Annotated in this window: 19 protein-coding genes; 6 read left to right on the top strand and 13 right to left on the bottom strand. The window is 64.0% G+C overall.

Going from position 1 to position 22480, the window contains the following annotated elements; translation table 11 throughout:
* Positions 1–88: 88 nt before the first annotated feature.
* The gene (ltaE, locus tag D0B32_RS06365; RefSeq protein WP_117332831.1) at positions 89–1096 is read right to left on the bottom strand and encodes a low-specificity L-threonine aldolase; all 1008 of its coding nucleotides are present in this window, start codon (positions 1094–1096) and stop codon (positions 89–91) included.
* Between the two features lie 109 nt (positions 1097–1205).
* Positions 1206–1994: a peptidoglycan DD-metalloendopeptidase family protein gene (locus D0B32_RS06360; RefSeq protein ID WP_117332830.1), complete on the bottom strand. Its 789-nt coding sequence runs from the start codon at positions 1992–1994 to the stop codon at positions 1206–1208.
* 635 nt (positions 1995–2629) lie between these two features.
* On the opposite strand from D0B32_RS06360, the gene D0B32_RS06355 reads away from it, so the two are divergent.
* On the top strand, positions 2630–2950 hold the full coding sequence (locus D0B32_RS06355) for a hypothetical protein (RefSeq protein ID WP_117332828.1): 321 nt from the start codon (positions 2630–2632) through the stop codon (positions 2948–2950).
* Between the two features lie 138 nt (positions 2951–3088).
* Complete coding sequence (locus D0B32_RS06350; protein WP_117332826.1) at positions 3089–3820, top strand: DUF2968 domain-containing protein; 732 nt, start codon at positions 3089–3091, stop codon at positions 3818–3820.
* Positions 3821–4024: 204 nt separating this feature from the next.
* Here the strand turns inward: D0B32_RS06350 and gndA are convergent, their stop codons facing one another.
* The 6 genes from gndA to D0B32_RS06315 all read right to left on the bottom strand — a co-directional run bounded on the left by gndA (position 4025) and on the right by D0B32_RS06315 (position 9263).
* Positions 4025–5434, bottom strand: coding sequence for an NADP-dependent phosphogluconate dehydrogenase (gene gndA, locus D0B32_RS06345; protein WP_117332825.1), 1410 nt, complete (start codon positions 5432–5434; stop codon positions 4025–4027).
* A 245-nt stretch (positions 5435–5679) separates the two neighbouring features.
* Positions 5680–6297, bottom strand: coding sequence for a DUF938 domain-containing protein (locus D0B32_RS06340; RefSeq protein ID WP_117332823.1), 618 nt, complete (start codon positions 6295–6297; stop codon positions 5680–5682).
* A 14-nt stretch (positions 6298–6311) separates the two neighbouring features.
* The gene (locus D0B32_RS06335) at positions 6312–6917 is read right to left on the bottom strand and encodes a pyridoxamine 5'-phosphate oxidase family protein (protein WP_117332821.1); all 606 of its coding nucleotides are present in this window, start codon (positions 6915–6917) and stop codon (positions 6312–6314) included.
* A gap of 200 nt (positions 6918–7117) precedes the next feature.
* Positions 7118–7975: an NAD-dependent protein deacetylase gene (locus D0B32_RS06330; protein ID WP_117332820.1), complete on the bottom strand. Its 858-nt coding sequence runs from the start codon at positions 7973–7975 to the stop codon at positions 7118–7120.
* 60 nt (positions 7976–8035) lie between these two features.
* Positions 8036–8227, bottom strand: a complete 192-nt coding sequence (locus D0B32_RS06325) for an oxidoreductase-like domain-containing protein (RefSeq protein ID WP_117333489.1) — start codon at positions 8225–8227, stop codon at positions 8036–8038.
* Positions 8228–8504: 277 nt separating this feature from the next.
* Positions 8505–9263: an SDR family oxidoreductase gene (locus D0B32_RS06315; RefSeq protein WP_259294896.1), complete on the bottom strand. Its 759-nt coding sequence runs from the start codon at positions 9261–9263 to the stop codon at positions 8505–8507.
* A gap of 273 nt (positions 9264–9536) precedes the next feature.
* On the opposite strand from D0B32_RS06315, the gene D0B32_RS06310 reads away from it, so the two are divergent.
* A complete protein-coding gene (locus D0B32_RS06310) occupies positions 9537–11717 on the top strand; it encodes a TonB-dependent receptor (protein WP_117332814.1) in 2181 nt (726 codons plus the stop codon).
* Between the two features lie 90 nt (positions 11718–11807).
* Here the strand turns inward: D0B32_RS06310 and D0B32_RS06305 are convergent, their stop codons facing one another.
* Both D0B32_RS06305 and D0B32_RS06300 read right to left on the bottom strand, forming a co-directional pair.
* The gene (locus tag D0B32_RS06305) at positions 11808–13217 is read right to left on the bottom strand and encodes a DUF2252 domain-containing protein (protein WP_117332812.1); all 1410 of its coding nucleotides are present in this window, start codon (positions 13215–13217) and stop codon (positions 11808–11810) included.
* Positions 13218–13501: 284 nt separating this feature from the next.
* Positions 13502–15028 (bottom strand): M23 family metallopeptidase, encoded by a 1527-nt coding sequence (locus tag D0B32_RS06300; RefSeq protein WP_259294895.1) that lies wholly within the window; start codon positions 15026–15028, stop codon positions 13502–13504.
* Positions 15029–15497: 469 nt separating this feature from the next.
* Between D0B32_RS06300 and shiA the strand changes: the two genes are divergently transcribed.
* The 3 genes from shiA (at position 15498) to D0B32_RS06285 (ending at position 18832) form a co-directional block, all read left to right on the top strand.
* Complete coding sequence (gene shiA / locus D0B32_RS06295) at positions 15498–16814, top strand: shikimate transporter (protein WP_117332810.1); 1317 nt, start codon at positions 15498–15500, stop codon at positions 16812–16814.
* A gap of 478 nt (positions 16815–17292) precedes the next feature.
* Complete coding sequence (locus D0B32_RS06290; RefSeq protein ID WP_117332808.1) at positions 17293–18693, top strand: OFA family MFS transporter; 1401 nt, start codon at positions 17293–17295, stop codon at positions 18691–18693.
* A 10-nt stretch (positions 18694–18703) separates the two neighbouring features.
* Positions 18704–18832, top strand: coding sequence for an oxalate:formate antiporter (locus D0B32_RS06285; protein ID WP_117332806.1), 129 nt, complete (start codon positions 18704–18706; stop codon positions 18830–18832).
* Between the two features lie 61 nt (positions 18833–18893).
* On the opposite strand, the gene D0B32_RS06280 is transcribed toward D0B32_RS06285, so the two are convergent.
* From D0B32_RS06280 to D0B32_RS06270, 3 genes are all read right to left on the bottom strand, one after another.
* Positions 18894–20111, bottom strand: coding sequence for a sensor histidine kinase (locus D0B32_RS06280; RefSeq protein ID WP_117332804.1), 1218 nt, complete (start codon positions 20109–20111; stop codon positions 18894–18896).
* 190 nt (positions 20112–20301) lie between these two features.
* On the bottom strand, positions 20302–20727 hold the full coding sequence (locus D0B32_RS06275; protein WP_117332802.1) for a DUF3830 family protein: 426 nt from the start codon (positions 20725–20727) through the stop codon (positions 20302–20304).
* A gap of 133 nt (positions 20728–20860) precedes the next feature.
* A complete protein-coding gene (locus D0B32_RS06270; protein WP_117332800.1) occupies positions 20861–22453 on the bottom strand; it encodes an aspartate:alanine exchanger family transporter in 1593 nt (530 codons plus the stop codon).
* Positions 22454–22480 lie beyond the last annotated feature (27 nt).

Genomic DNA, 22480 nt, shown 5'->3' with positions numbered 1-22480 from the left:
GGAAGTGCCACTCGACAAGCGGCGCACCGTTAGCGGTTGCCTGGCCGCGCTGACAAGCCACTATCAGCCGGCCGGCTTCCGCCCTCGCTCAATGCGTCGCGAAGTATCCCTTCACGGCGGCCACGAAGGTATCGATGTCCGCGCGCGACACGTCCTTGTGCGTGACGAAGCGCGACGCGTACAGCATCTGCGTGAGGATGCCGCGCTCCTTGAGCCACGCTTCGAGCGGCGCGCAATGCTGCGCCGGGAACTGCGCGAACACCATGTTGGTGGCGACCGATTGCAGCTTGACCGCGTCGATCTGCGCCAGCCCTTCGGCCAGATGCGCGGCGTTGGCATGGTCTTCGGCAAGGCGTTCGACGTTGTGATCCAGCGCATACAGACAGGCCGCCGCCAGCACGCCCGACTGGCGCATGCCGCCGCCCAGCACCTTGCGCCAGCGATGCGCGCTTTGCAGCAGCGCCTTGCTGCCGACCAGCACCGAGCCCACCGGCGTGCCGAGCCCCTTCGAAAAGCAGATCGACACCGAATCGAACGGCGCGCACAGCGCCTCCAGCGGCTGCTTCGACGCCACCGCGGCGTTGAAGACGCGCGCGCCGTCCAGGTGCGTGGCCAGACCGCGCTCGCAGGCAAGCGCCGTCGCTTCCGCGACATAGCCCGACAGCAGCACCTTGCCGCCAATCGTGTTCTCGAGCGCGAGCAGGCGCGTGCGCGCGAAGTGATCGTCGATGGGTTTGATCGCCGCCGTGATCTTGTCGAGCGGCAGGGAGCCGTCCGCGGCATTTTCGATGGGTTGCGGCTGGATGCTGCCCAGCACCGCCGCGCCACCACCTTCGTATTTATACGTGTGCGCCGCCTGACCGACGATGTACTCGTCGCCACGCGCGCAGTGCGCCATCAATGCAGCCAGGTTGCTTTGCGTGCCGCTCGGGAAGAACAGGCCCGCTTCCTTGCCCGCACGCTCGGCAACGGCCGCCTGCAGACGCAGTACGGTGGGGTCGTCGCCCCACACGTCGTCGCCCACTTCGGCGGACATCATGGCCGTCAGCATGGCCTGGTCGGGACGGGTAACGGTGTCGCTGCGCAAATCGATCATCTGACATTCCTGTGAGTAAACGCGCCCGCAGTCAGGTCCTGGTATCTGGGCCAGGCGGCTCTAGCGCATGAACCAGCCAGTGTATTCAATTCACGCGACACTGGAAACCTTATCCCCCCGCCCGTGGCAGCCATTCGAGCGGATCGACCGGATGGCCGTCCTTGCGCACTTCGAACTGGATCGACGCCACCCCGTGACTATCCGAGCCAACCGCGCCGATTGCCTGTCCCTGCGTCACGGCATCCCCTTCTTTCACGAGCAGGGTGCTGTTCTGGCCGTAGGCGGTAATCAGGGAGTCGTCGTGCTTGATGATGATGAGCGGCCCGTACGCCTCGATGCCCGTGCCGGCATACACCACCCGGCCGGCCGCGGCGGCCCTGACCGGATCGCCGACGTGGCCGCCGATCACGATGCCCTTGCCGTTGCCGTTGGCGAAGTTCTTCAGGATCGGGCCACGCAGCGGCCAGGTCAGCACGCCCTGCTGCGCGGCGCCTTGCGCGAGCGCCGGACCGCCCGGGCCCGGCACTGCGCCGGGTGCGCCCGCTGCGGGATTAGGCCCACCCACCGGCGGCACACCGGCGACGGCGGGCGGCGCGACGCGCAACACCTGGCCCACGTACACCGACGCGTTCGGCAGCATGCCGTTCCAGCGCGCCACGTCCTGTGGATGCTGCCCGAATGCGTTGGCAATGGCCGGCAGCGTATCGCCCGGGTTGACCCGGTAATAGCCGGGCGGCACCGGATTCATCGCCGCGCCATTGGTCTGGTAGTTCCCAGATGCGCCGTTGTAGGACTCCGGCGAACTGCCCCACGGCGAAATCGTGCAACCTGCCAGCGCAACGACGATGGATACGGCGAACAGCGTCTGCGAAAACGCACGAAGCGACTTGTCTCTCATTGGATAAACCTCGACGTGTGAGTCAATCAATCTTCAGGCTTGGGTGCCTGTCCTCAGCGGAACGCGGGCACCATACCTTGTTGTGCAATCGTTTCTGTCAAATTTGTTTCTGTCGGATTTCATTGTTTCGCGCCTGCGTGACGCGGTCGCGACGGCGCTCGCGCACCGCCCACTACCGCCTCACAACCGCCTCACTACCGCCGCGCACGGCCGTCGCACCACGCCGCGGCAAGACCAGGCAGTCGCAAGGCAATCGCCCTGTAATTAGCCGGCATTACCTATGTAATACCTGGCGCTCCGAAACAATCTTGCCTGATGCTGCCATCCACGCACCCTGAATATGCGTGACGAATGTGCGCCGCTGCACGCACGCTGCACTTCGATAAATGTCTCGTGCGCGCCCGCGATCAAACACTGTCAGCAAAAGTCGGGCCCGACCAGCCAGCTCGTTGCCTCATTATAGGGCGCGGGTTTCGCGCCATGCTGCACGGGCCTGCGGAACAAACGCACCACGCATGCGCATCATTTGTGTGAGCATTGAATACCACTGAGGCTCGCCTATACTGGGTCTTGCTGATGCCACGCACTGCAGGCGAGCCGCTCGCCGTCAGGTCCTGTTCGTGAGGAGCTCCGGGATGAATAAAGCCACGTTTCTAGCCGTACAGTTGAACGTTGAAGATGTCGCGACGTCTTCGGGGTTGGTCGAGTTGTTGAACACCCACCTCGTCTTTGCGGCAGACGTGGCCGAAGCAGCCGATGCGCTGGTCCAGCTTGCCAGCGTTGCCCGCCTCTCGAGCGGCGTCGAGGCGAGCGTCGAACTTCCCGCCGTTGCACTCGAACGGCTGCGCGAAGCACTCGACAATCTGAGCGGCTACGACGAATCGTGGCTGCTCGCGCTCGAACCCAGCAACGAACTTTTCGACGATATCGCGCGCCGGAGCCGCACATTGCACTGAGCTTTACCGCTGCGGGACACAGGCGGCCCCGCCGCCGACCCCCTTCGCTTTCGTTCACCGCACGCACCGCCTTGCGGCCGGCACGTAGCAGCGCCGGCACGTCGGGCGATGTCGCGCGAGCCACTTCGAGGAACCGCCGTGAAAAGTCTCCTGAACCGACGCAGCGCATTGCTGGGCACTGGCCCATCCCACCTCGTTCCGGTGAACCGGGATAATGCCGCCCTGCCCAACGACGAGCCCCAGCCGGCCGCCCCGACACCCACGGTCGCCGTCGACAACCCCGCCACGCCGCGGCCGGTCACGACCTTGCGGGCGGTACCGGTCGTACCGGCGCAGGTAAGCGGCCGGGCGGTGCAGATCGCGGACAGCAGCGAACTGGAGTGGCTGTCGGAAGAAGAAGCGCTCACGCCTTTCCGGGTGTTTCGCAGCTTCGACTATTCGGTGAGCCTGCTGTTTCACGCGCGCGAGCTGACCTACTACATCGCCCTGTATCAGGCCGGCGCGCTTTGGCGAGCGCTCAAGGCCGCGGATCTCGACACTGCGGAAGCCGCTTTCCATCACTTCGAGGAGCAGGCCACGCGGCTCTCGGAGGGCGAGACTCGCCGCGCGCAACTGGCCGCACAAAACGAACAGTTGACGCGCCTGATTTCGCAATCGGAAGCGCAGGCCGAACGTCTGCGCGGCGAACTGCAACGCAACGCCGTTCAGGAGCAGGCGGTGGTGGGACGTCAGCATCTGGTGCGCAAGGAAGTCGCGCAACTGGAAGCGCAGCGGGTGGCAGCGCAGGCGCAGTTGAACAAGGCGCATCGGCAGATTCATCAACTCAATCTGGCGAGCAACGAACACGTGCCGCATCTGTCAGGACGCTAGCGCCGGTTGGCGCATGCTTCACGCCTCGACATGCGCTCCGTCTTACCCAGAGAATGAAAACGGCCGGGTCCCCATCACAGGGACCCGGCCGTTTTGTTCGATGCGTGCCGCACGCAGCTACACGCACGAAGCGCGCTGCCACGATCAGGCGCATCGGGCAGGCAAGACCTGCAAGCCATACCCGATGTGTTCAGCGCCGTGCCGTTACGCCCAGTTGGCGTGGAAGCTGCCCGGCTTGTCGATGCGCTCGAAGGTATGCGCGCCGAAGAAGTCGCGCTGCGCCTGCACGAGGTTGGCAGGCAGACGTTCCGAACGATAGCCGTCGAAATACGCCACTGCCGTGGCAAACGCCGGCACCGGCACGCCAGCCTTGATGGCGGCGATCACCACGTCACGCAGCGCACCTTGATAGTTGGTGGCGATGTCGTTGAAGTACGGATCGAGCAGCAGGTTGGCGATCTGCTTGTCCTTCGTATAGGCGTCGGTGATCTTCTGCAGGAAACGCGCGCGGATGATGCAGCCCGCCCGGAAAATCTTCGCGATCGTGCCGAAGTCGAGATCCCACTTGTACTCTTCCGATGCCGCCCGCAGTTGCGCGAAGCCCTGCGCGTACGAGATCACCTTGCTGAAGTACAGCGCCCGGCGTACCGATTCGATGAACGCGGCGCGATCGCCGTCGAACGGCTTCGTTTCCGGTCCCTTGATCACCTTGCTTGCGGCGACGCGCTCGGTCTTGAGCGACGACAGCACGCGTGCAAACACCGACTCGGTAATCAGCGGCAGCGGCACGCCGAGGTCGAGCGCGTTCTGGCTGGTCCACTTGCCGGTGCCCTTCTGCGCGGCGCGGTCGAGAATCACGTCCACGAGGTCCTTACCGGTCTCGTCGTCCTTCTTGCTGAAAATCTTCGAGGTGATTTCGATCAGATAGCTGTCGAGCTCGCCCTTGTTCCATTCGGTGTAGACCTCGCCCAGCTCCTTGTTCGAGAGTCCCAGCACCTGCTTGAGCACCGCGTAGCTTTCGGCGATCAACTGCATGTCACCGTATTCGATGCCGTTGTGCACCATCTTCACGAAGTGCCCCGCGCCGTCCGGTCCCATGTAGGCCACGCACGGCTCGCCGTCCGGCGCCTTGGCCGAGATTTCGGTGAGAATCGGTGCAACCAGATCGTAAGCGTCGCGCTGGCCCCCCGGCATGATGGACGGTCCTTTCAATGCGCCTTCCTCGCCGCCCGAGACACCCGTGCCGATGAAATGCAGGCCCGACTTGGCGAGGTCCTGATTGCGGCGAATCGTGTCGGTGAAGTGCGTGTTGCCGCCGTCGATCAGGATGTCGCCCTTCTCCAGCAGCGGCTTGAGTTGCGCGATCGTCTCGTCGGTGCCCGCACCGGCCTTCACCATCATCAGGATGCGGCGCGGCTTTTCGAGCGACTCGACGAATTCTTCGAGCGTGAAGGTCGGCACCAGCTTGCGGTCGGGATACTCTTTGATCAGTTCATCGGTTTTCTCGCGGCTGCGGTTGAACACGGACACCGCGTGACCGCGGCTCTCGATGTTGAGCGCCAGATTGCGGCCCATGACCGCTAGCCCCACTACGCCGATTGCCTGTTTGCCCATTTGAATTCTCCAGATTCCGAAATGTCGTGGTGCCGCGCCAGGATGTTCGCCGGCGGGCCTCGAGGGTAAAAGCATAAAAGAAATGCCGGATCGCCGCTCGCGGGCGGCCCTATGTCGTCTCAAACCTCGTACCTGAATCTCGCGCTCAACGCTGGTTCGACGCTCGCTGAACCCGCAACCGCGCGATCATCTGAAGCTGCCGCACGCGGCGCTGCGGCGTGCTCAGGTGTTTTACCGGATCTGCGCTAGCGTTTCGTGAACACCAGACTGAAGTTATTGGCAGGCATGGCGACCGGTTCGCCGCACGCGAATCCATGTGCGTCGCCCAAGGCCACGACCGCCTCCATGTCGCGCACGCCCCATGCCGGATTGCGGCTTTGCAACTGCTGATCGAACGCTTCGTTACCCGGCGACGTGTGCGCGCCGTCACGCCGGTACGGGCCATAAAGATACAGTACACCGCCGCGCTCGAGCAGGCGGTCCGCGCCTGCAAATAATGCCTGGGTCGCCGTCCACGGCGAAATGTGGACCATGTTGATGCACAGCACCGCCTGCGCGGCCTCGACGCCCCACGGCGTGCCTTCGACGTTCAGCGCGAGCGGCGCGCGCACGTTGGTCAAACCGCTATGCGCCGTCCACGCTGCGATCGAGGCGCGCGCGTCGGCGTCGGGGTCGCTCGGCTGCCAGTCGAGAGCGGGCAAGGCCGCCGCGAAGTGAATCACGTGCTGCCCGGTGCCGCTGGCAATTTCCAGTACGAGACCGGCCGGCGGCAGCACCTCGCGCAGCACCGCAAGAATTGGCTCGCGGTTGCGTTCGGCAGCGGGTGCGTGCTGACGCACGGCGGTGGAAGTGGCGTGGCTCATTGAATCCGTGTGGGTCAATACAGGCTCGTGCGCAGACGCTCGACCAGTTCGAGGTCGTAGGCCTGAGCATCAAAGGTTTCGCCATTCAGGCGTTGGTGGATCGCGCCCGCGCTCGGCAGGCGTGAGCGTTCGACATGGCCCGCCGGGTCCCACAGTCTGGAGCGGGCGAGCGCCTTGGAGCAGTGAAAGTAGACCGCATCGACATCCACCAGCAACACCGTGCGCGGCAGCTTGCCGGCCACCGCGAAGCTTTCGAGCAGCGCCGGGTCGTTCGAGATGCGGCCGCGGCCATTCACGCGCAGCGTCTCACCGACGCCTGGCACGACGAACAGCAGCGCAAGATGAGGTTCGACGATGATATTGCGCAGACTGTCGATGCGGTTGTTGCCGACGCGGTCTGGAATGGCGAGCGTGCGCTCGTCGATGATACGCACGAAGCCCGGCGCGTCGCCACGGGGTGAGCAGTCGAGCCCCTCCGGTCCTGCAGTGGCGAGCACGACGAAAGGCGCAAACTCGATGAAGGCGCGGTAGTCCTCGTTGACATACGGGATCTCTTTGCGTACCGCGCGTTCGTGCGGCTCGCCGTAGAGCGCTTCCAGTTGTTCGATGGTCGTCAGCATCTGTTTTCCTGCGCTCCTCTCACTTCGCTGCCGTTTTCGCGTGACATGGCCCGCTGTCTGGTCGGGGTCAGCCAACGGCCCGATCTCCAAGGCGGGCCAGGATGCCGGCGCGCCGAGATGAAACTGTGGAGACCCGTGCCTCGGCGATCCGCCAGAGGGGCTCTCATTATGAGCGATCTTGGCGGCCCGTGGCGCGCGACTCAATCCAGCGCGAGCCGCGCCGCCAGCGCGGTCAGCGTTTCGGCGCAAGGCGCGGCGATCTTCAGCGCCAGCAGCGGGTCGGCGCGCGTACGGCCCAGGTTGATCGCGGCCACCGGCTTGCCCATCTTTTGCGCCCATACGCAGAAGCGGTATCCCGAGTAGACCATCAGCGAGGAACCGACCACCAGCATGGCGTCCGCCGCTTCCAGCGCATGCGTTGCCTCGTCGACAGTGGCACGCGGCACGTTTTCGCCGAAGAACACCACCGCCGGCTTCAGCATGCCGCCACAGTTCGGACACGGCGGAATGCGGAAACCCCCGAGGTCGTGCCATTCGAGGTGAGCGTCGCCATCCGCGGCCGGTTCGGCGACGGCGTCCACGAGCGCCGGATTGTCCGCTTCGAGCGTGCGCTGGATGGTCGCCCGGGCATGCCGCGTACCGCAATCGAGACAGGTCACGGCGTCGATGCTGCCGTGCAGTTCAATCACCGAGCTGCTGCCGGCGCGCTGATGCAGTCCGTCGACGTTTTGCGTCACGAGCACCGGCACATGCTGCGCCGCCTCGAGCCGCGCGAGCGCGCGGTGCGCGGCATTCGGCTGCGCGTCGGCCACCACCGGCCAGCCGATCATGCTGCGCGCCCAGTAGCGTTGCCGCGAGGCGATCGAACCCAGAAACTCCTGCAGCGTAATGGGCGGCGAGCGCTTCCAGGCGCCGTCTTCATCGCGATAGCCGGGGATGCCGGAATCGGTGCTGATGCCGGCGCCGGACAGCACGAACAGGCGCGGATAGCGCTGCACGAAGGCGTGCAGCTCATCGACGAGTTGAGGTTCAACGAGTGTGGGCTGGAGGTCGGTCATGAATGGTGAAGTTCAAGGCAGCGGACGGCGCGAAACTGGCCTTGTCGCCCTCGTCGCATGCTAGCGCGCCTGCCGCTTGCGTGCTGGCGGCGCCGCGCTCGCGGGCTGGCGCGCCCGCCACGCGGCGAGCGCCGTCTCGTAGCGCGCCAACGCCTCGTCGTAGAGATCGAACACGCAGGGACTGCAACCGCTATGGCAGCAATCGTCGAGTTCAGGGCGCCGGGGCGGCGTGGGCGGCGGGTCGTCGGGCATGCTGTGCCGGGCGTGGGGCTGCGGGTTCGGCGAACTGCCAGACAGGGCGTTGGCCGAATGCTGAGGCAAAGCGTCAGGCGAATGCTGAGGCGAGTTCTCGGGCAAATGCCGAGGCAAGGTCTCAGGCAACGCCTCAGCCACCCCGCCCCGCAGGGTCTTTTTCCGTGAAGCTGGCGGCACGGTCGCATCCGGGTTACATGGGTCAACCAGTATAGGTTGATCTCGCCGTACGCGTGCGCCGCCGCCCTCCTCGCTGCTTTCGTCCCTGTGTTCTCGCCTAGCCACGCCCCACGTACGGCATCTTCGTCGCCATGATCGTCATGAACTGGACGTTGGCAGCGAGCGGCAGATCGGCCATGTGCAGCACGGCATCAGCCACCAGTTCGACGTCCATCAACGGCTCGACCGCGATCTCGCCGTTGGCCTGCGGCACGCCGCGCGCCATACGCTCTGCCATCTCGGTCGCCGCATTGCCAATGTCGAGCTGGCCGCAACAGATGTCGTACTTGCGCCCATCGAGCGAGACCGACTTCGTCAGCCCCGTGATGGCGTGCTTGGTCGAGGTGTACGCAATGCTGTTCGGACGCGGCGCATGTGCCGAGATCGAGCCGTTATTGATGATGCGCCCGCCGCGCGGCGTCTGCGTCTTCATCAGACCGAACGCCGCGCGCGTGCACAGGAACACGCCGGTCAGATTGGTGTCCACCACGCTGCGCCAGTCCTCGACGCTCAGCTCGTCGATTTCGACCGGCGGCGAGCCGCGGCCGGCATTGTTGAACAGCACGTCGAGCCGGCCATAGCGCTGGCGGATCGTGTCGAACAGCGCGTCAACGCTGGCCGCGTCGCCCACGTCGCAGGACACCGCCAGCGCATCGAAGCCGCGCTGACGCGCTTCCTCGGCGAGCGCGTCGAGCGGCGCCTGGCGGCGCCCGGTCAGCACCACGCTATAGCCATGTTCGAGCAACCTGAGCGCACTGGCGCGACCGATGCCGCTGCCCGCGCCCGTCACCAGCGCAATCTTTTTTGTAGCTGTCACAACACGTCTCCTTGCAGATAAGCGGGAACCGGCGGCGCATCGAACTGGCCGCACGAACCAGCCAAAACCTATCACGTCTCTCCGGTCTGCTGGTTCCGCGCTCGCGCATGGCGAGCATCTCATCCCACGATTGCGCCTTTTATTTGTTATGTTATAACATCTCATACAGAGCGCACCGACCTGCATGACGCCGTTCCGCTGCCAGACCAGACGGTGACGGACGGATACGCAGGTCAGGTACGGCAAGAGGATCTCCACCCGCACAAGAAGAAGATGAAACATCACCAACTCGTTTCCCGCGCCGCCCTGTTGCTGCTCGCGCAGTCGGTTGCCTTGCCCGCCTTTGCCGATAGCGGCGACCCATCCAGCGCCCCCAGCGCGCCGGTCGCTCCAGGCGCTATGGACGTGCCGGTCAACGGCCGCGTGACGGATAGCCAGGGCCAGGTAGTCAGCGTGACCGTCGAGGCGCAGCGTCTGAATACGGCACGCAACGGCTTGCAGCCCGACGTGGGCGCCACCGTCTACCGCTTCACGCAAGCCGACATCCAGGCGCTGCCGCAGGGCGACAACACGCCGCTGAACCAGGTACTGCTGCAGGCGCCCGGCGTGGCCAACGATTCCTACGGGCAACTCCACGTGCGCGGCGACCATGCCGATCTGCAATACCGCATCAACGGCATCATCATTCCCGAGCCGATTAGCGGCTTCGGTCAGTCGCTCGATACGCACATCATCGACGAAGTGAACCTGATCACCGGCGCGCTGCCCGCGCAATATGGCTACAAGACGGCGGGGATCGTCGACATCACGACGAAGTCCGGCGAACTCGGCAACGGCGGCTCGATCGATGTCTACGGCGGCAGCCATCAAACCTTGCAGAGCAGCGCGGACGTGTATGGCTCGCAGGGACCGCTCAGCTATTTCTTCACCGGCACGCTCGGTGTGAACAATCTCGGCATCGAAGCGCCCACCGCCGATGGCAGCCCGTTGCACGATCACACGCGGCTTGGCAACGGCTTTGGCTATCTGTCGTACATCATCAACCCGCTTACCCGCGTCAGCGTGATGGTAGGCACCGCTGCAAATCAGTTCGAACTGCCAAATACTCCCGGGCTGCCAACCAATTTCGCGCTCGCCGGTCATAGCGATTTCAACTCTGCCAATCTCAACGAAACGCAATCCGAGCTGAACAACTTCGGTATGCTCGCGCTGCAGGGCACCAACGGTGGTGCGCTCGACTATCAGGTGGCGCTGTTCACCCGCTATACGCGCACGCAGTTCAATCCCGACCCGGTGGGCGACCTGATGTTCAACGGCGTCGCCTCCGACGATTTCCGCAGCAATCAGGCCGAAGGCGTGCAGGCCGATACGACCTTCCGTCTCAACGCAACGCACACGCTGCGCGCCGGCATCATGGCCGAAGAGGAGCACGCGGTGTTCGACGACAACGTGCTGGTGTTTCCAGCCACCGCGGCTGGCGAACAAAGCTCCGACGTGCCGTTCAACATCAACGATTCAGGCGCCAGCACCGGCTATCTGTATAGCGCTTACCTGCAGGACGAATGGAAGCTCACCAGCAAGCTGACGCTGAATTACGGCGTGCGCTACGACGGCATGGACGAGTATGTGCACGCCAGCCAGTTGAGCCCGCGCGTGGGGCTCGTGTTCCAGCCCACCAATGCCACCACGCTGCATGCCGGATACGCGCGCTACTTCACGCCGCCGGACTTCGAACTGGTCTCCGCATCGACGGTGAGCCGCTTTACCGGCACCACCAACCAGAGCGAAGTCACCCAGGACAGCCCCGTGCAGCCCGAACGCAGCCATTACTTCGACGTGGGCGTGACGCAGCGGCTGACGCCGGCGCTCACCGTTGGGCTGGATGCGTATTACAAGATCGCCTCGAACCTGCTCGACCTGGGCCAGTTCGGCACGGCCCTGATCTATACGCCGTTCAACTACGAATATGGCCGCGTGTATGGCGTGGAATTCACCAGCAACTACAAACGGGGCAACCTCTCGGCCTATCTGAATCTGGCGTATAGCCGCGCCCAGGGCAAGAACGTGGACTCCGCGCAATTCAATTTCGGCGCGGCCGAACTTGCCTACATTGCCAACAACTGGGTGTTCCTCGATCACGATCAACGCATCACGGCGTCACTGGGCGGCGCTTACGAACTGGGCCGGACCACCTTCACCGCGGATGCCATCGTGGGCAGTGGTCTGCGCAGCGGCTTCGCCAATACCGACAAGCTGCCCTGGTACGGTCAACTGAATCTTGCCGTGATCGAGCATTTCAATGCGCCGGTGGTGGGGAAATTCGATGCACGGATCGTGCTGATCAACGCCGTCAACAGCGTGTACGAACTGCGCGACGGGTCTGGTATTGGCGTCGAGGCGCCGCAGTATGGGCCGCAGCGCGCCGTGTATGCGGGCGTGACGAAGCTGTTCTGAGGCAGAAGCCGGCGGATTCACGGCCGCCGGCTCACCGCTGCACAACCCGCGGCTTCAAACGCGCCTTCAAACGCAGGTTCAAGCGCAGATTCAAACGCGGAAATCCGCCGCCATGTCTTCGTCCGAACGCGCCTGCAGTTCGCCACTGCGGCAAGCCTTGAGAAACACGTCGTAGTCGCGCTCGACCTGGTCTGCATAGGCAAACGCGTATTCGGTCAGCGCTTCGGCAAACTGGTCGCCGCGTCCGATATACGCGGCGATTTCGATGGCCTTGCCGCTCGCCTTGGCGTGTGCGCGCGCCATCACCCATCCGCACAGTTTCGCGTAGCCCAGCAACAAGTCGTTATCGAACAGTTCGATGTTGGCCGACAACTTCATGTCGCGCAGCTGCCTGAAGTAGAAATGACGTCCGGAAGGACCGGTTGCCCAGCCGAGGAAGATGTCGCTCGCGGCCTGCAGCACGCGCTGTCCACGCACCACGCGTTCGCCGTCGTGAGACAGGCTCGTTCCCTTGAAGTATTGCGCGATCACCGACTGGCGAGCTTCCTTGATCTGCAGGAACAGCGGTTTGCCCATGTGATCCGTGGTGAGCAGCACGAGGCAACGCGTGCCCACGCTGCCGACGCCGACCACCTTGAACACCAGGTCCTGTGCCGTGAAATGGCTGAGCAGTTCACGCCGGTCGTGCGTCAGGGTCTTGAGATATTCGCCGTACATGGGGCCGATCAGCTTGCGCCAGTCGCCCATTCTGAACCAGTCGTCTTCGGGCTCGAACAGGCTGTTGGCGCCGTGCACGTGGAAGAGCCCCGGCGGCGCATCGCGGATCATCAAATGGTCGCCGGCGTATTCGCACATCTTTTCCAGCATGCTCTCATGCGTGCGGCTGGCGGCTTTTTCCATGCCGCGCCGAACCTCGCGGCGGCGCTCGGGCGTCAGCGCCGTTTCAGCCATCCGTTCGAACGTGATGCGCTCATACCAGAGATCGAGTGCGCCGCATTGCGCATACTGCAGCATGCGGTCACGGTATTCGCTCACTGCCGTCATCACCAGATCGCTGGCGAAGCCACGGCTCAGACGCATATGCCGCGCGGCCACCACGAGGCTCGCGGTCAAGCGCTTGAGATCCCATTCGAACGGGCCGAGCGCCACTTCGTCGAAATCGTTGAGATCGAACACGAGTTGCCGCTCGGGCGTTGCGAAGCCGCCGAAGTTCATCAGATGGCCGTCGCCACAGATCGGCAGCACGAGGCCCGTATCGGACACGCGGCTCAGATCGCGAGCCTGCAGGATCGCGCTGCCGCGAAAGAACGTGAAAGGCGACACGGCCATGCGGCCGTAGCGCAGCGGCACCAGCTTCGCGACCCGCCCTTCGCTGCTTTGCCTGAGCAGATCGACCGCGCTGCGGTGCATGTCGCCCATCGCGCGATGACTGGAGCGTTTCGAATGCTCACGCGCGGCGCGCCCCCTGGCTTCCCGTTCCGCGATGGTGCTGGCTTTCATGCTCCGCTCCGTTGATGATGACTCGCTGGCCGGCGGCAGCCGGCTTTAGACGGATACGCTGCCCGTGCAGGCATGCCGGGCTGCGCAGTGCGCAATGTGCTTCGAAGACGATTCTTTTTTGCCGCACCGACGAGCGCCGTTGCGACGCCGTATTAAATCGTGTGATGCAAGCCTGCGCAAGTGTGGCTAAGCCCACCGGACGTGGGCGTAGCGAGAGCCCGAAAATCCGTCACACAGATCGGCGAAGATGTTGCGGCCTGCAATCTGCCGGATCACGACGCCCCTCACTGTCTGGAGGCAACCCGCAGATCGGCGGGCAGCGCAGCGAGTTGCTCGCGCGCTGCACCCGCGACGCGCTCGAACTCCACCCGTTGACGCCCGGCGAGCATCGTTGCGCCGACCCGGCTCGTCAGCCTGAGCGGATCGACAGGCTGGTTGTTCAAACGCACTTCGAAGTGCAGATGCGGGCCCGTTGCGACGCCCGTCTGACCGACCGCGCCGACTCGCTGCCCCTGGGCGATGCGGTCGCCGACGCGCAAGCCGTTCGCGTAGCTCGACAGATGCGCGTAGTAGCTGGTGTAGCCCTGTGCATGACGCAGGATCACGTGCTTGCCGTAGCCATCGTCGAAGCCGGCGAACTGCACGATGCCGGTCGCCGCAGCGACCACGGGCGTGCCCACGGCGGCCGTCAGGTCCACGCCGGTATGCATCAATGGCACGCCCGTCACCGGATGAATGCGATAACCGAACGGCGAGCTGATGCGGGCATAGTTGACCGGCATGGCGAACGGCGTGGCCGCGAGACGCTCGCCGTCGAACGAGTAGTAGTCGCCGCTCTTTCTGCCCGGCGCGACGAACCACACCGCCCGATAGGTCGCGCCAGCCAGGCGGATCTCGACGGCGCTTACGCGTCGGCGCGCCGCTCCCGATGCTGCGCCGGCCTCACGCTCATAGGCGATGCGATAGGTGTCGCCGGGGCGCGCAGGTCTGGCCAGGTCGAGGCGCCCCGCGAAGATGCGGGCCACCTGGGTTGCGACATCCGTGGGCAAACCGTTGGCCTGCCATGTCGCACGCAGGGTGCCGGCAATTGGCCCGGCATAGCTGCCGGCGCTGAGTCCGTCGCTGGTTGCAGCGCTGGTTGCAGCGCTGGTTGCAGCGCTGGTTGCAGAGTTGATTGCAGCGTTGATTGCGGCGCCGGGTCCGGCAGCGGTGTCGGGCAGCCTGAACGCGGCCGCGTTGGCGAGCATGCCGTCCCCCATCGTGACGGGCGGCGGCGTCACGCTCTTCACCCTGACCTCGGCCTGCGCGATGGGCCCCGACCACTGATGCTGCGAGCGCGGCGGCATCGAAGCCTCGTCGCGCGCAGTGAAGGCCGCGCAGACGGCCGGCGTGATACGGCACATCGTCGCGAGGACCGGCTGATCCAGCGACAACACCGCCGGCGCGAGGGTATGCCACCCGTCACGCAGCATCGACCAGCCGGCCGGTCTGGCGGGCAGCGTCTGCGGCGTAACCGTGGGCGCCGCTGCGGCAACGGGCGGCGCGGCGTGGGGATCGAAGGAAAAGGCTGGCGCGTCGAGGCGGGTCCGCTTCATTGCAATGCCGCCCGGGGCAGCCGCCGCCGTCCGGCTCAGCGGCTTCGACGTGATACCCGAGGCAGCCGGGGCTGCCAGCACGACGAAGGTGCCGCTCAGCACAGCCGCGCTTGCGGCCATGCCCATCGAGGATTTGCGTGTAAAACGAGCCTTGTGGCTCGCATGCATGGAAGTGACCTGCCCGCGCGCGAGGATGGTACGGAAGAACGGCCACATCTCGTAGGAATCTCGCAGTTGGAACAGAAGGCTGCGGGCGGTAGCAACAGCGCTTTGGCGACATGCGACCGCGACTCAGCATAGAAAGTCTGACAGCCAACAGGACGCCGCAAACATGAAGTCGCGCAGCCCAACAACAGGAAACTACGAGTCTACTGACAGCACATCCCTACAAATATAGGACTAGTCCTGTGTTTAACCGCTCAGCTGCCTGCAAAGAGAGTGGACATGTCATCGGCATGGCCAGCATTGGTGTAAACGCGGAAAACGCGCGCTATGCGCGCACTGCCGTACGGCAATCGCGCAATCACCGGCATACGCCAATTGTTAATCCCGCCGCTTGTCATTAATCTCCAGCCCATATCGCAGCAATCTCGCGCGCCAGGCGGTCATCGGATCCGGCAATCAGTGCGAAGCCAGCCTGCGTTCCAGAGACAGCCACCCGCCCGGGTGGGACCGGAGACACGACATGACCACTGCAGTATCGGCATCCTCACACCTCAACGCGGGCACCAGCGCGAGCCGTGCCCGCAAGGCCGCGTTGGGCAGTTTCGTCGGCGCGGTCGTCGACTGGTACGACTTCCTGCTGTACGGCATCGTCGCCGCGCTCGTCTTCAATACGCAGTTTTTCCCCAAAGTCAGCCCGGCGATGGGCACCCTCGCCGCCTTCGCCACGTTCGGCGTCGGCTTCCTGTTCCGTCCGCTCGGCGGCTTCATCTTCGGTCACTATGGCGACCGGCTCGGCCGCAAGCGCATGCTGGTGCTGACGGTCATGATGATGGGGCTATCCACCGCCGCGATTGGGCTCTTGCCCGCTTTCACCAGCATCGGCTGGTGGGCACCGGCGCTGCTCGTCACGCTGCGTGCCATTCAGGGTTTCGCGGTAGGCGGTGAATGGGGCGGTGCGGCCCTGATGGCCTGCGAAAGCGCGCCCGAGAAAAAGAAAGCGTTCTACAGCAGCGGCGTGCAGGTGGGATACGGCGTAGGGCTGATTCTCTCGACCGGCCTCGTGTCGATCATCAGTCACTCCATGGACAACGCCACCTTCCTCGCGTGGGGCTGGCGCCTGCCGTTCCTGTTCAGCGTGGTGCTGGTGCTGATCGCACTGTGGATCCGCTCGAGCATGGAAGAGTCGAAGGAGTTCGTCGAGAAGGTGGTCGAGAAAGGCGAGCGGCGTCAGCGTCTGCCCATCGTCGAGGCGCTGCTGCAAAACCCGAAGGCGTTTCTGCTCATCATCGCCCTGCGCCTCGCGGAACTGTTCACGATGTACATCGTGACGGCCTTCGCGCTCAACTATTCGACCGCCAACCTCGGCATGCCGCGCACGTTCTTCCTCAACATCGGCTTGCTGGTCGGCGTGCTGAGCTGCGTGACGATTCCCTGTTTCGCGTGGCTCGCCGACCGCTTCGGACGCCGCCGCGTCTACATGATCGGCGCGGTGGTCGGCCTGCTCAGCGCGGTGCCGTTCTTCCTCGCGCTCGACGCACGTTCGGTGGTGTGGATCGTGTTCTTCGCGGTCATGCTGGCCAACGTGGCGCACGACATGATCGTGAGCGTGCAGCAGCCCATGTTCACCGAACTGTTCGGCACCGAGTACCGCTACAGCGGCGCGGGCGTGGGCTACCAGGTGGCGAGCGTGGTGGGCGGCGGTTTCACGCCGTTCATCGCCGTGGGATTGGTCAGCCTCGCGGGCGGCTCGTGGCATCCCGTGGCAGCGTATCTGGGCGCGGGCTGTCTGATCTCATTGCTGGTGGCCGCACGGATGAAGACGGGACGCGCCGCGTGAGGACGCTTTGGCGCACATAGCTGAGCTTCGCCTGCCTGGAGAAATGCCGCCTCGCGCGGCATTTTGCATTTCTGGCTCCGCGCTGCATTGGTAGCTTTCTTCTAACGGCTCGCGCGCCCCGGACGACATGACTGCGTTGCCGGTTTGTGTAGTACAGCAAAATGCTGCGCGCCAGAACGGCCGCTGGTTCGGCAGCGGCGCCTTCATCAGCGAGCAATCAGCGGGCATCATCGGCTCTGACCTGTCAGGCGACCGTCAGCATCAGGGCGATTCCTTATGCATTGCCATGTCATATTGCCATTGCAATCCACGCACCCTATCGTCTAACTGGCCACACATTCGTCACGCCGGCTTTCATGCTTTATGAAATCCTAATACATATATAACGTGACGCGGGGCAGCATGCCGGAGGCACGGTGGGGTTCAGCCGTGGCATGTTCGTTCCGATAACACACAAAAACCCTGATAGGAGACGATCATGAGTAGCATCAGTGAGCCCGATCGCAACACCGGCGCCCCCTTCTTTTCTAAACAGGCCACCATTGCGCCGCCCGGTTTTTCGCGCTGGATGGTGCCGCCCGCTGCGCTCGCCGTGCATCTGTGTATCGGCCAGGCGTATGCGTTCTCCGTGTTCAACGGGCCGCTCACCAAGGTCATCGGCATTACCCAATCCGCCCCGGACGACTGGTCGCTGACCACGCTGGGCTGGATCTTTTCGCTTGCCATCGTGTGCCTCGGACTGTCCGCGGCGTTTGCCGGCAAGTGGCTCGAGCGGGTTGGCCCGCGCCGCACCATGTTTACCGCAGCGTGCTGCTTTGGCGGCGGCTTTCTGGTCTCCGCGCTCGGTGTGTGGATGCATCAGATCGTGCTGCTCTATCTCGGCTATGGTGTGATTGGCGGCATCGGCCTCGGGCTCGGCTATGTCTCGCCGGTTTCGACCTTGATCCGCTGGTTCCCCGACCGGCGCGGCATGGCGACCGGCATGGCCATCATGGGCTTCGGCGGTGGCGCGATGATCGCGGCGCCCCTCTCGGTCGCGCTGATGAACCATTTCCGCAGCGCGACCAGCAACGGCGTCGCTGAAACCTTCGTCGTGCTCGGCATCGCGTACTTCATCTCGATGTCGATCGGCGCGCTGGCCATCCGCGTGCCGGCGCCGGACTGGAAACCGGCTGGCTGGACCCCGCCCGAGACCAGCCAGAAGAAGATGATCACGCGCAATCACGTGCATATCGACCAGGCGTTGAAAACACCCCAGTTCTACCTGATCTGGCTGGTGCTGTTCCTGAACGTGACGGCGGGCATCGGCATTCTGGGCCAGGCATCAGTGATGATTCAGGAGAGCTTCAAGGACACCGTCACCGCAGCGGCGGCCGCCGGCTTCGTCGGCCTGCTGTCGCTCTTCAACATGGGCGGCCGTTTCGTGTGGGCGTCGACCTCCGACTGGATTGGCCGCAAGAACACCTACCTGATTTTCTTCGCGCTCGGCGCGGTGCTGTATTACCTGGTACCGAGCTTCGCCGCGTCCGGACAGATCGCGCTGTTCGTGCTGGCCTACTGCATCATCCTTTCCATGTACGGCGGCGGCTTCGCGACCGTGCCGGCCTATCTGGCGGATATGTTCGGCACTGCGTTCGTCGGCGGCATTCATGGACGCCTGCTGACGGCATGGGCCGCGGCCGGCGTGGCCGGTCCGGTGCTGGTGAACTACATCCGTGCCTATGAGGTGGCGCACGGCGTAGCGAAGGCCGACGCCTACACGATGACCGTGCACATCATGGCCGTCCTGCTGGTGATCGGTTTCGTCTGCAACCTGCTGATCAAACGCGTGGACGACAGGCATCACATGAGCGACGCACAGCTCAGAAGCGGCCAATAAGGAGACCCAAATGAATACGACTCAAATTGCGCGGCCTACATCTACCGCCAAGCTCGCTGTGTTCTGGCTGTATGTGCTGATTCCGCTCGCGTGGGGCGTGGTCAATACGTTGTTGCAGGCAGTCAAGTTGTTTGGCTGAGCCACCTTGGTGAGCCACCCGCGCGTGAAGGTGCGGGTGGCTCACTCGCCCATCTCTCCCCCTACTCCGCCGGCGCCACCACCAGCGGAAACGTGATCTCGAACACCGTCCCCTCGCCTTCATTCGAATCGAAGCGAATCCGGCCGCCCAGCAAGCGCGTCAGCTCGCGGACAATGGCGAGCCCGAGGCCCGCGCCCGGCACATCCTCTTCCGTGGCGCGCTCGAACTCCTTGAAGACCCGCTCGCGGTCCGATTCGCCGATGCCCACGCCGGTATCCGATACCCGCAGCAGCCATTCATCGGCTTCGTGCAGCGACATGGTCAGCTCGACCTCGCCGACCTTGGTGTACTTCGCCGCATTGGTGAGCAGGTTGAGCGCAACCTGCTTGAGCTTCAACCGGTTCGACACGATGGTGCCGATGGCCGGATCGAATGCATGGACAAGCCGCAAGCCCTTCGCCTCGATGACCGGCCCGCACGACGCGAGCAGCTCGTCGAACAGCTCGCGCAGCTCAAACCGTTCGAGCACCAGTTGACTGTTGTCGCCCAGCACCACCGAGTACTCGACCAGTTCGTCCACCAGCGCTTTCATGTCCGTTGCCTGACGGTTGGCGAGCGCGAGCGCGGTCTCCACCTTGGCGGGCGCGCGCGCCATCAGCTGCAGCGCCATGGAAAACACATTCAGGAAGTTGCGCAGGTCATGCACGACGCTGCGCGTGATCTGCATGCGCGATTCGTACAGATCGCCGACCAGCTTCTGCTTGAGTGTCAGTTCGTGGTTCGCCCGCTCGAGGCGGCCGGTGTAATCGTCGATCTTGCGGTCGCGCTCGCTGACGACTTCGCGAATCGACGTGAGCGTGACGAAGCTCACCGCTTCGTCGATGAAATGCCGCGCCCGTTCCTCATGGCGCCGCGTGAACCACGGACGCGCCTCGCTGAACTCGACGATCTGCCCTGCCAGCATCTGCCGGAACAGGTCCAGTTCGCGCACCAGTTCGTCGATCCGGTAGCCTTGCCGCCAGCGCAATTTGCCGTGCTTGCGCGCGTTGCGCTCGATGGCCGGTTCGACCTGGTCGAAATCCTGCTCTTCGAGCGCGCTACAGATCTCTTCCAGAATATTTGGTACGTGATCCGATAGCTGTTCGTAAGTCAGCCGGTCGGCCTCGGTCAGCTCGGTGTCATGAAATACCGCCTTCATCCAGCGTTCGGTCAGATCGACCTGATTGGCGCGCATATGGCCGGCAAATGCGCGCAGCGGGCGTGCTTGCGTATCGGGCATGGTGGTTGAGGGCTGCCGCCACGAATGATGAGTAAGTGAATGCGCGTCCGTCGTATCCGTACGCGCTAGCGGACCTGCTCCATCAGCGTATCACGGCCGGCCCCGCCCTCGCGCGACCTTGCGCGCACCCGCAGCGGCTCGATACCTCTGAGGATTGCGCCAGCCCCGGCCGCACCCCATGGAGAATCGCTCAGAGCTTCTCGAACACGATGTCCTGCGCGCCTTCCCATAGCACCTTGACGCCGAGCGCACGCAGGTTTTCCTTGCCCTCCACGACGGTCAGAAAATGGTTGCCGGCCAGTTGACCCATCTTGCTCGCGAAGCAGCACGAGCCGTAGGCGAGGATGATTTCGGTTTCGCTGTAGCCACCGGGATAAAACAGAATGTCGCCCACGGACGGATGGCTCGTGTGGTTTTCGAATCCCACCGCCTTGCCGTCGTTTTCCAGTTTGAATTCGCCGAGCGGCACCCAGCAGCCCTCGCCGCTCCAGCGTACGTGAATCAGTTTCTGGCGGTACGGCAGCAGCTTCAGAAAAGCCGCGACCGTCTGCGGCGCATCGGGATTCGTTTCGGCAATGAATTCATGGCCGCAGGAGGTGATGCGAAGTCGGGTCATTGTCGTCTGTCCACCGGTTTGGTTGAAGTAAGGGCGGCGCTCATTCTGTCGGCACGGGCACGATGCGAACAGACACAATTGCCGCACGCCTCATCAGGACAGTTCGTGCCGCATGCCGCCCCGCTGCCCGCGCTCAGTTCCCGAGGAAAGCCGGGACGATGTCGACGAACAGGATCTTGATGATCGTCATGCCTGGAAAGATCATCGCATAGCCGATATCCGGTTCGTCCGTGGGCGCCAGTTTGCTCGCGTACGCCAGTATGGCCGGATTGCCGCACGCACCGGCCACGATGCCCGCTACCTGATCGAACCGCATGTGACAGACGAACAACCCAAGCACGATTACGGGGATCGCGAGCGCCAGCAGGATGATCGCGCCCAGCGCCAGCATTTCGAGGCCGGTTTGCGATACCGTGGCGGCGAAGCGCGGACCCGAGGCCATGCCCACCTGCGCGAGAAACAGCGTCAGCCCGAGATTGCGCAGCACAAGATTGGCAGAGAGCGGAATGGTCCAGTTCAGGCTCCCCGTGCGCCGCAGTTTGCCGAAGATGAGCGCAACGATCAGCACCCCTGACAATCCCAGACTGATCTTGCCGATACCCGGCAAGGGTACGCTGACCGCGCCGAGCAGAAAACCCAGCGCCATGCCGAAACCAATGGAGATGTAGCTGAACTCGGCCGTGCCCTTGATCGAATTACCGAAGAAGCTTCGCAAGGCACCGAAATCTGCGGGATTCGCGAGCATGCCCACGCGATCGCCCGATTCGAGTACGAGATCGGGATGCGCCAGCAGATCCGCTTCGCCGCGTCGCACGTGTACCACCACGGCAACGTTGGCACCCGGCAACGCGAGTTCGCCCACGCTTTTGCCCACCACCGCGGCGCGCGAGGCGAAGACCCGCAGATAGTCCAGATGCTGCCTGTCCTTCACCATCCGGCCGGGCTGCGCCTGACCAAGCGTCTTGCCCGCCCGCTCCAGGGTCTCGCGATCCGGCCCGACCATCAGCAGCACGTCGTGTTCGGCGAGCACGATGTTGGGCGTAGCGGGCTCGTTGTGATGCTGTCGGCGGCGCGCAATGATCTGCACATCGTCGGGGAGATCCTTCATCAGTTCCCCGAGAGTCTTGCCGCTCAAATGAGAATCGGCCAGCGCCACTTCGAGGATCTCCATGCCTGCACCGGCCGGCACGGCGACCTTCGGCTTGACGAGCGCGAACGTGATGTACAGCAGCAGAATCGGACCCGCGACGCCAAACGGATAGGCCACCGAATAACCGACAGCGGCGTCGTCATTCCCGAGTTTCGCAATCGCGGCCTGCAGGGTCGCGGTGCTCGTGCCCGAACCGGCGAACAGACCGAATGCATGGCCCGGAGTGAGTTGAAATGCCTTCATGCACAGCAGACTCACCACGCCGGAGAGCAGCACGCCCACCAGCGCAATCAGATTCGCCCGCCTGCCATAGGCGCTGCTGAAGCCGAGAAAGAACTGTTTGCCGTATTGCGCACCCACGGCATACAGAAACAGAGAGAGGCCCAGGGTGCCGACCATCGGCGCGGGGGCCGACTTCGGCGCGAACCAGCCCACTGCCAGCGCCACGAACAGCACCGCGCCGACTCCGAGCGAGAACCCCTTGAGATTGATTTCCCCCACCACATAGCCGATCGCAATGGTGAGGAACAGCGCAAACATGGGTTGCTGTTCGAGCAACGACCTGACGAACGTCATGGGTGCTCCCTCGAATGATCTGTCTGG

Origin of the sequence: Paraburkholderia sp. DHOC27 (genome assembly GCF_003429005.1) — a bacterium.
Lineage (GTDB): Bacteria > Pseudomonadota > Gammaproteobacteria > Burkholderiales > Burkholderiaceae > Paraburkholderia.
This window is presented reverse-complemented; position numbering and strand designations above follow the sequence as displayed.

Excerpts from the sequence above, each read along its gene's own strand:
- D0B32_RS06275 (WP_117332802.1), bottom strand. The coding sequence starts at position 20,727 with ATGACCCGACTTCGCATCACCTCCTGCGGCCATGAATTCATTGCCGAA.
- gndA (WP_117332825.1), bottom strand. The coding sequence starts at position 5,434 with ATGGGCAAACAGGCAATCGGCGTAGTGGGGCTAGCGGTCATGGGCCGC.
- D0B32_RS06310 (WP_117332814.1), top strand. The coding sequence starts at position 9,537 with ATGAAACATCACCAACTCGTTTCCCGCGCCGCCCTGTTGCTGCTCGCG.
- D0B32_RS06305 (WP_117332812.1), bottom strand. The coding sequence starts at position 13,217 with ATGAAAGCCAGCACCATCGCGGAACGGGAAGCCAGGGGGCGCGCCGCG.
- D0B32_RS06360 (WP_117332830.1), bottom strand. The coding sequence starts at position 1,994 with ATGAGAGACAAGTCGCTTCGTGCGTTTTCGCAGACGCTGTTCGCCGTA.
- ltaE (WP_117332831.1), bottom strand. The coding sequence starts at position 1,096 with ATGATCGATTTGCGCAGCGACACCGTTACCCGTCCCGACCAGGCCATG.
- D0B32_RS06355 (WP_117332828.1), top strand. The coding sequence starts at position 2,630 with ATGAATAAAGCCACGTTTCTAGCCGTACAGTTGAACGTTGAAGATGTC.
- D0B32_RS06270 (WP_117332800.1), bottom strand. The coding sequence starts at position 22,453 with ATGACGTTCGTCAGGTCGTTGCTCGAACAGCAACCCATGTTTGCGCTG.
- D0B32_RS06325 (WP_117333489.1), bottom strand. The coding sequence starts at position 8,227 with ATGCCCGACGACCCGCCGCCCACGCCGCCCCGGCGCCCTGAACTCGAC.
- D0B32_RS06340 (WP_117332823.1), bottom strand. The coding sequence starts at position 6,297 with ATGAGCCACGCCACTTCCACCGCCGTGCGTCAGCACGCACCCGCTGCC.
- D0B32_RS06285 (WP_117332806.1), top strand. The coding sequence starts at position 18,704 with ATGAATACGACTCAAATTGCGCGGCCTACATCTACCGCCAAGCTCGCT.
- D0B32_RS06290 (WP_117332808.1), top strand. The coding sequence starts at position 17,293 with ATGAGTAGCATCAGTGAGCCCGATCGCAACACCGGCGCCCCCTTCTTT.
- D0B32_RS06330 (WP_117332820.1), bottom strand. The coding sequence starts at position 7,975 with ATGACCGACCTCCAGCCCACACTCGTTGAACCTCAACTCGTCGATGAG.
- D0B32_RS06280 (WP_117332804.1), bottom strand. The coding sequence starts at position 20,111 with ATGCCCGATACGCAAGCACGCCCGCTGCGCGCATTTGCCGGCCATATG.
- D0B32_RS06300 (WP_259294895.1), bottom strand. The coding sequence starts at position 15,028 with ATGTGGCCGTTCTTCCGTACCATCCTCGCGCGCGGGCAGGTCACTTCC.
- shiA (WP_117332810.1), top strand. The coding sequence starts at position 15,498 with ATGACCACTGCAGTATCGGCATCCTCACACCTCAACGCGGGCACCAGC.
- D0B32_RS06335 (WP_117332821.1), bottom strand. The coding sequence starts at position 6,917 with ATGCTGACGACCATCGAACAACTGGAAGCGCTCTACGGCGAGCCGCAC.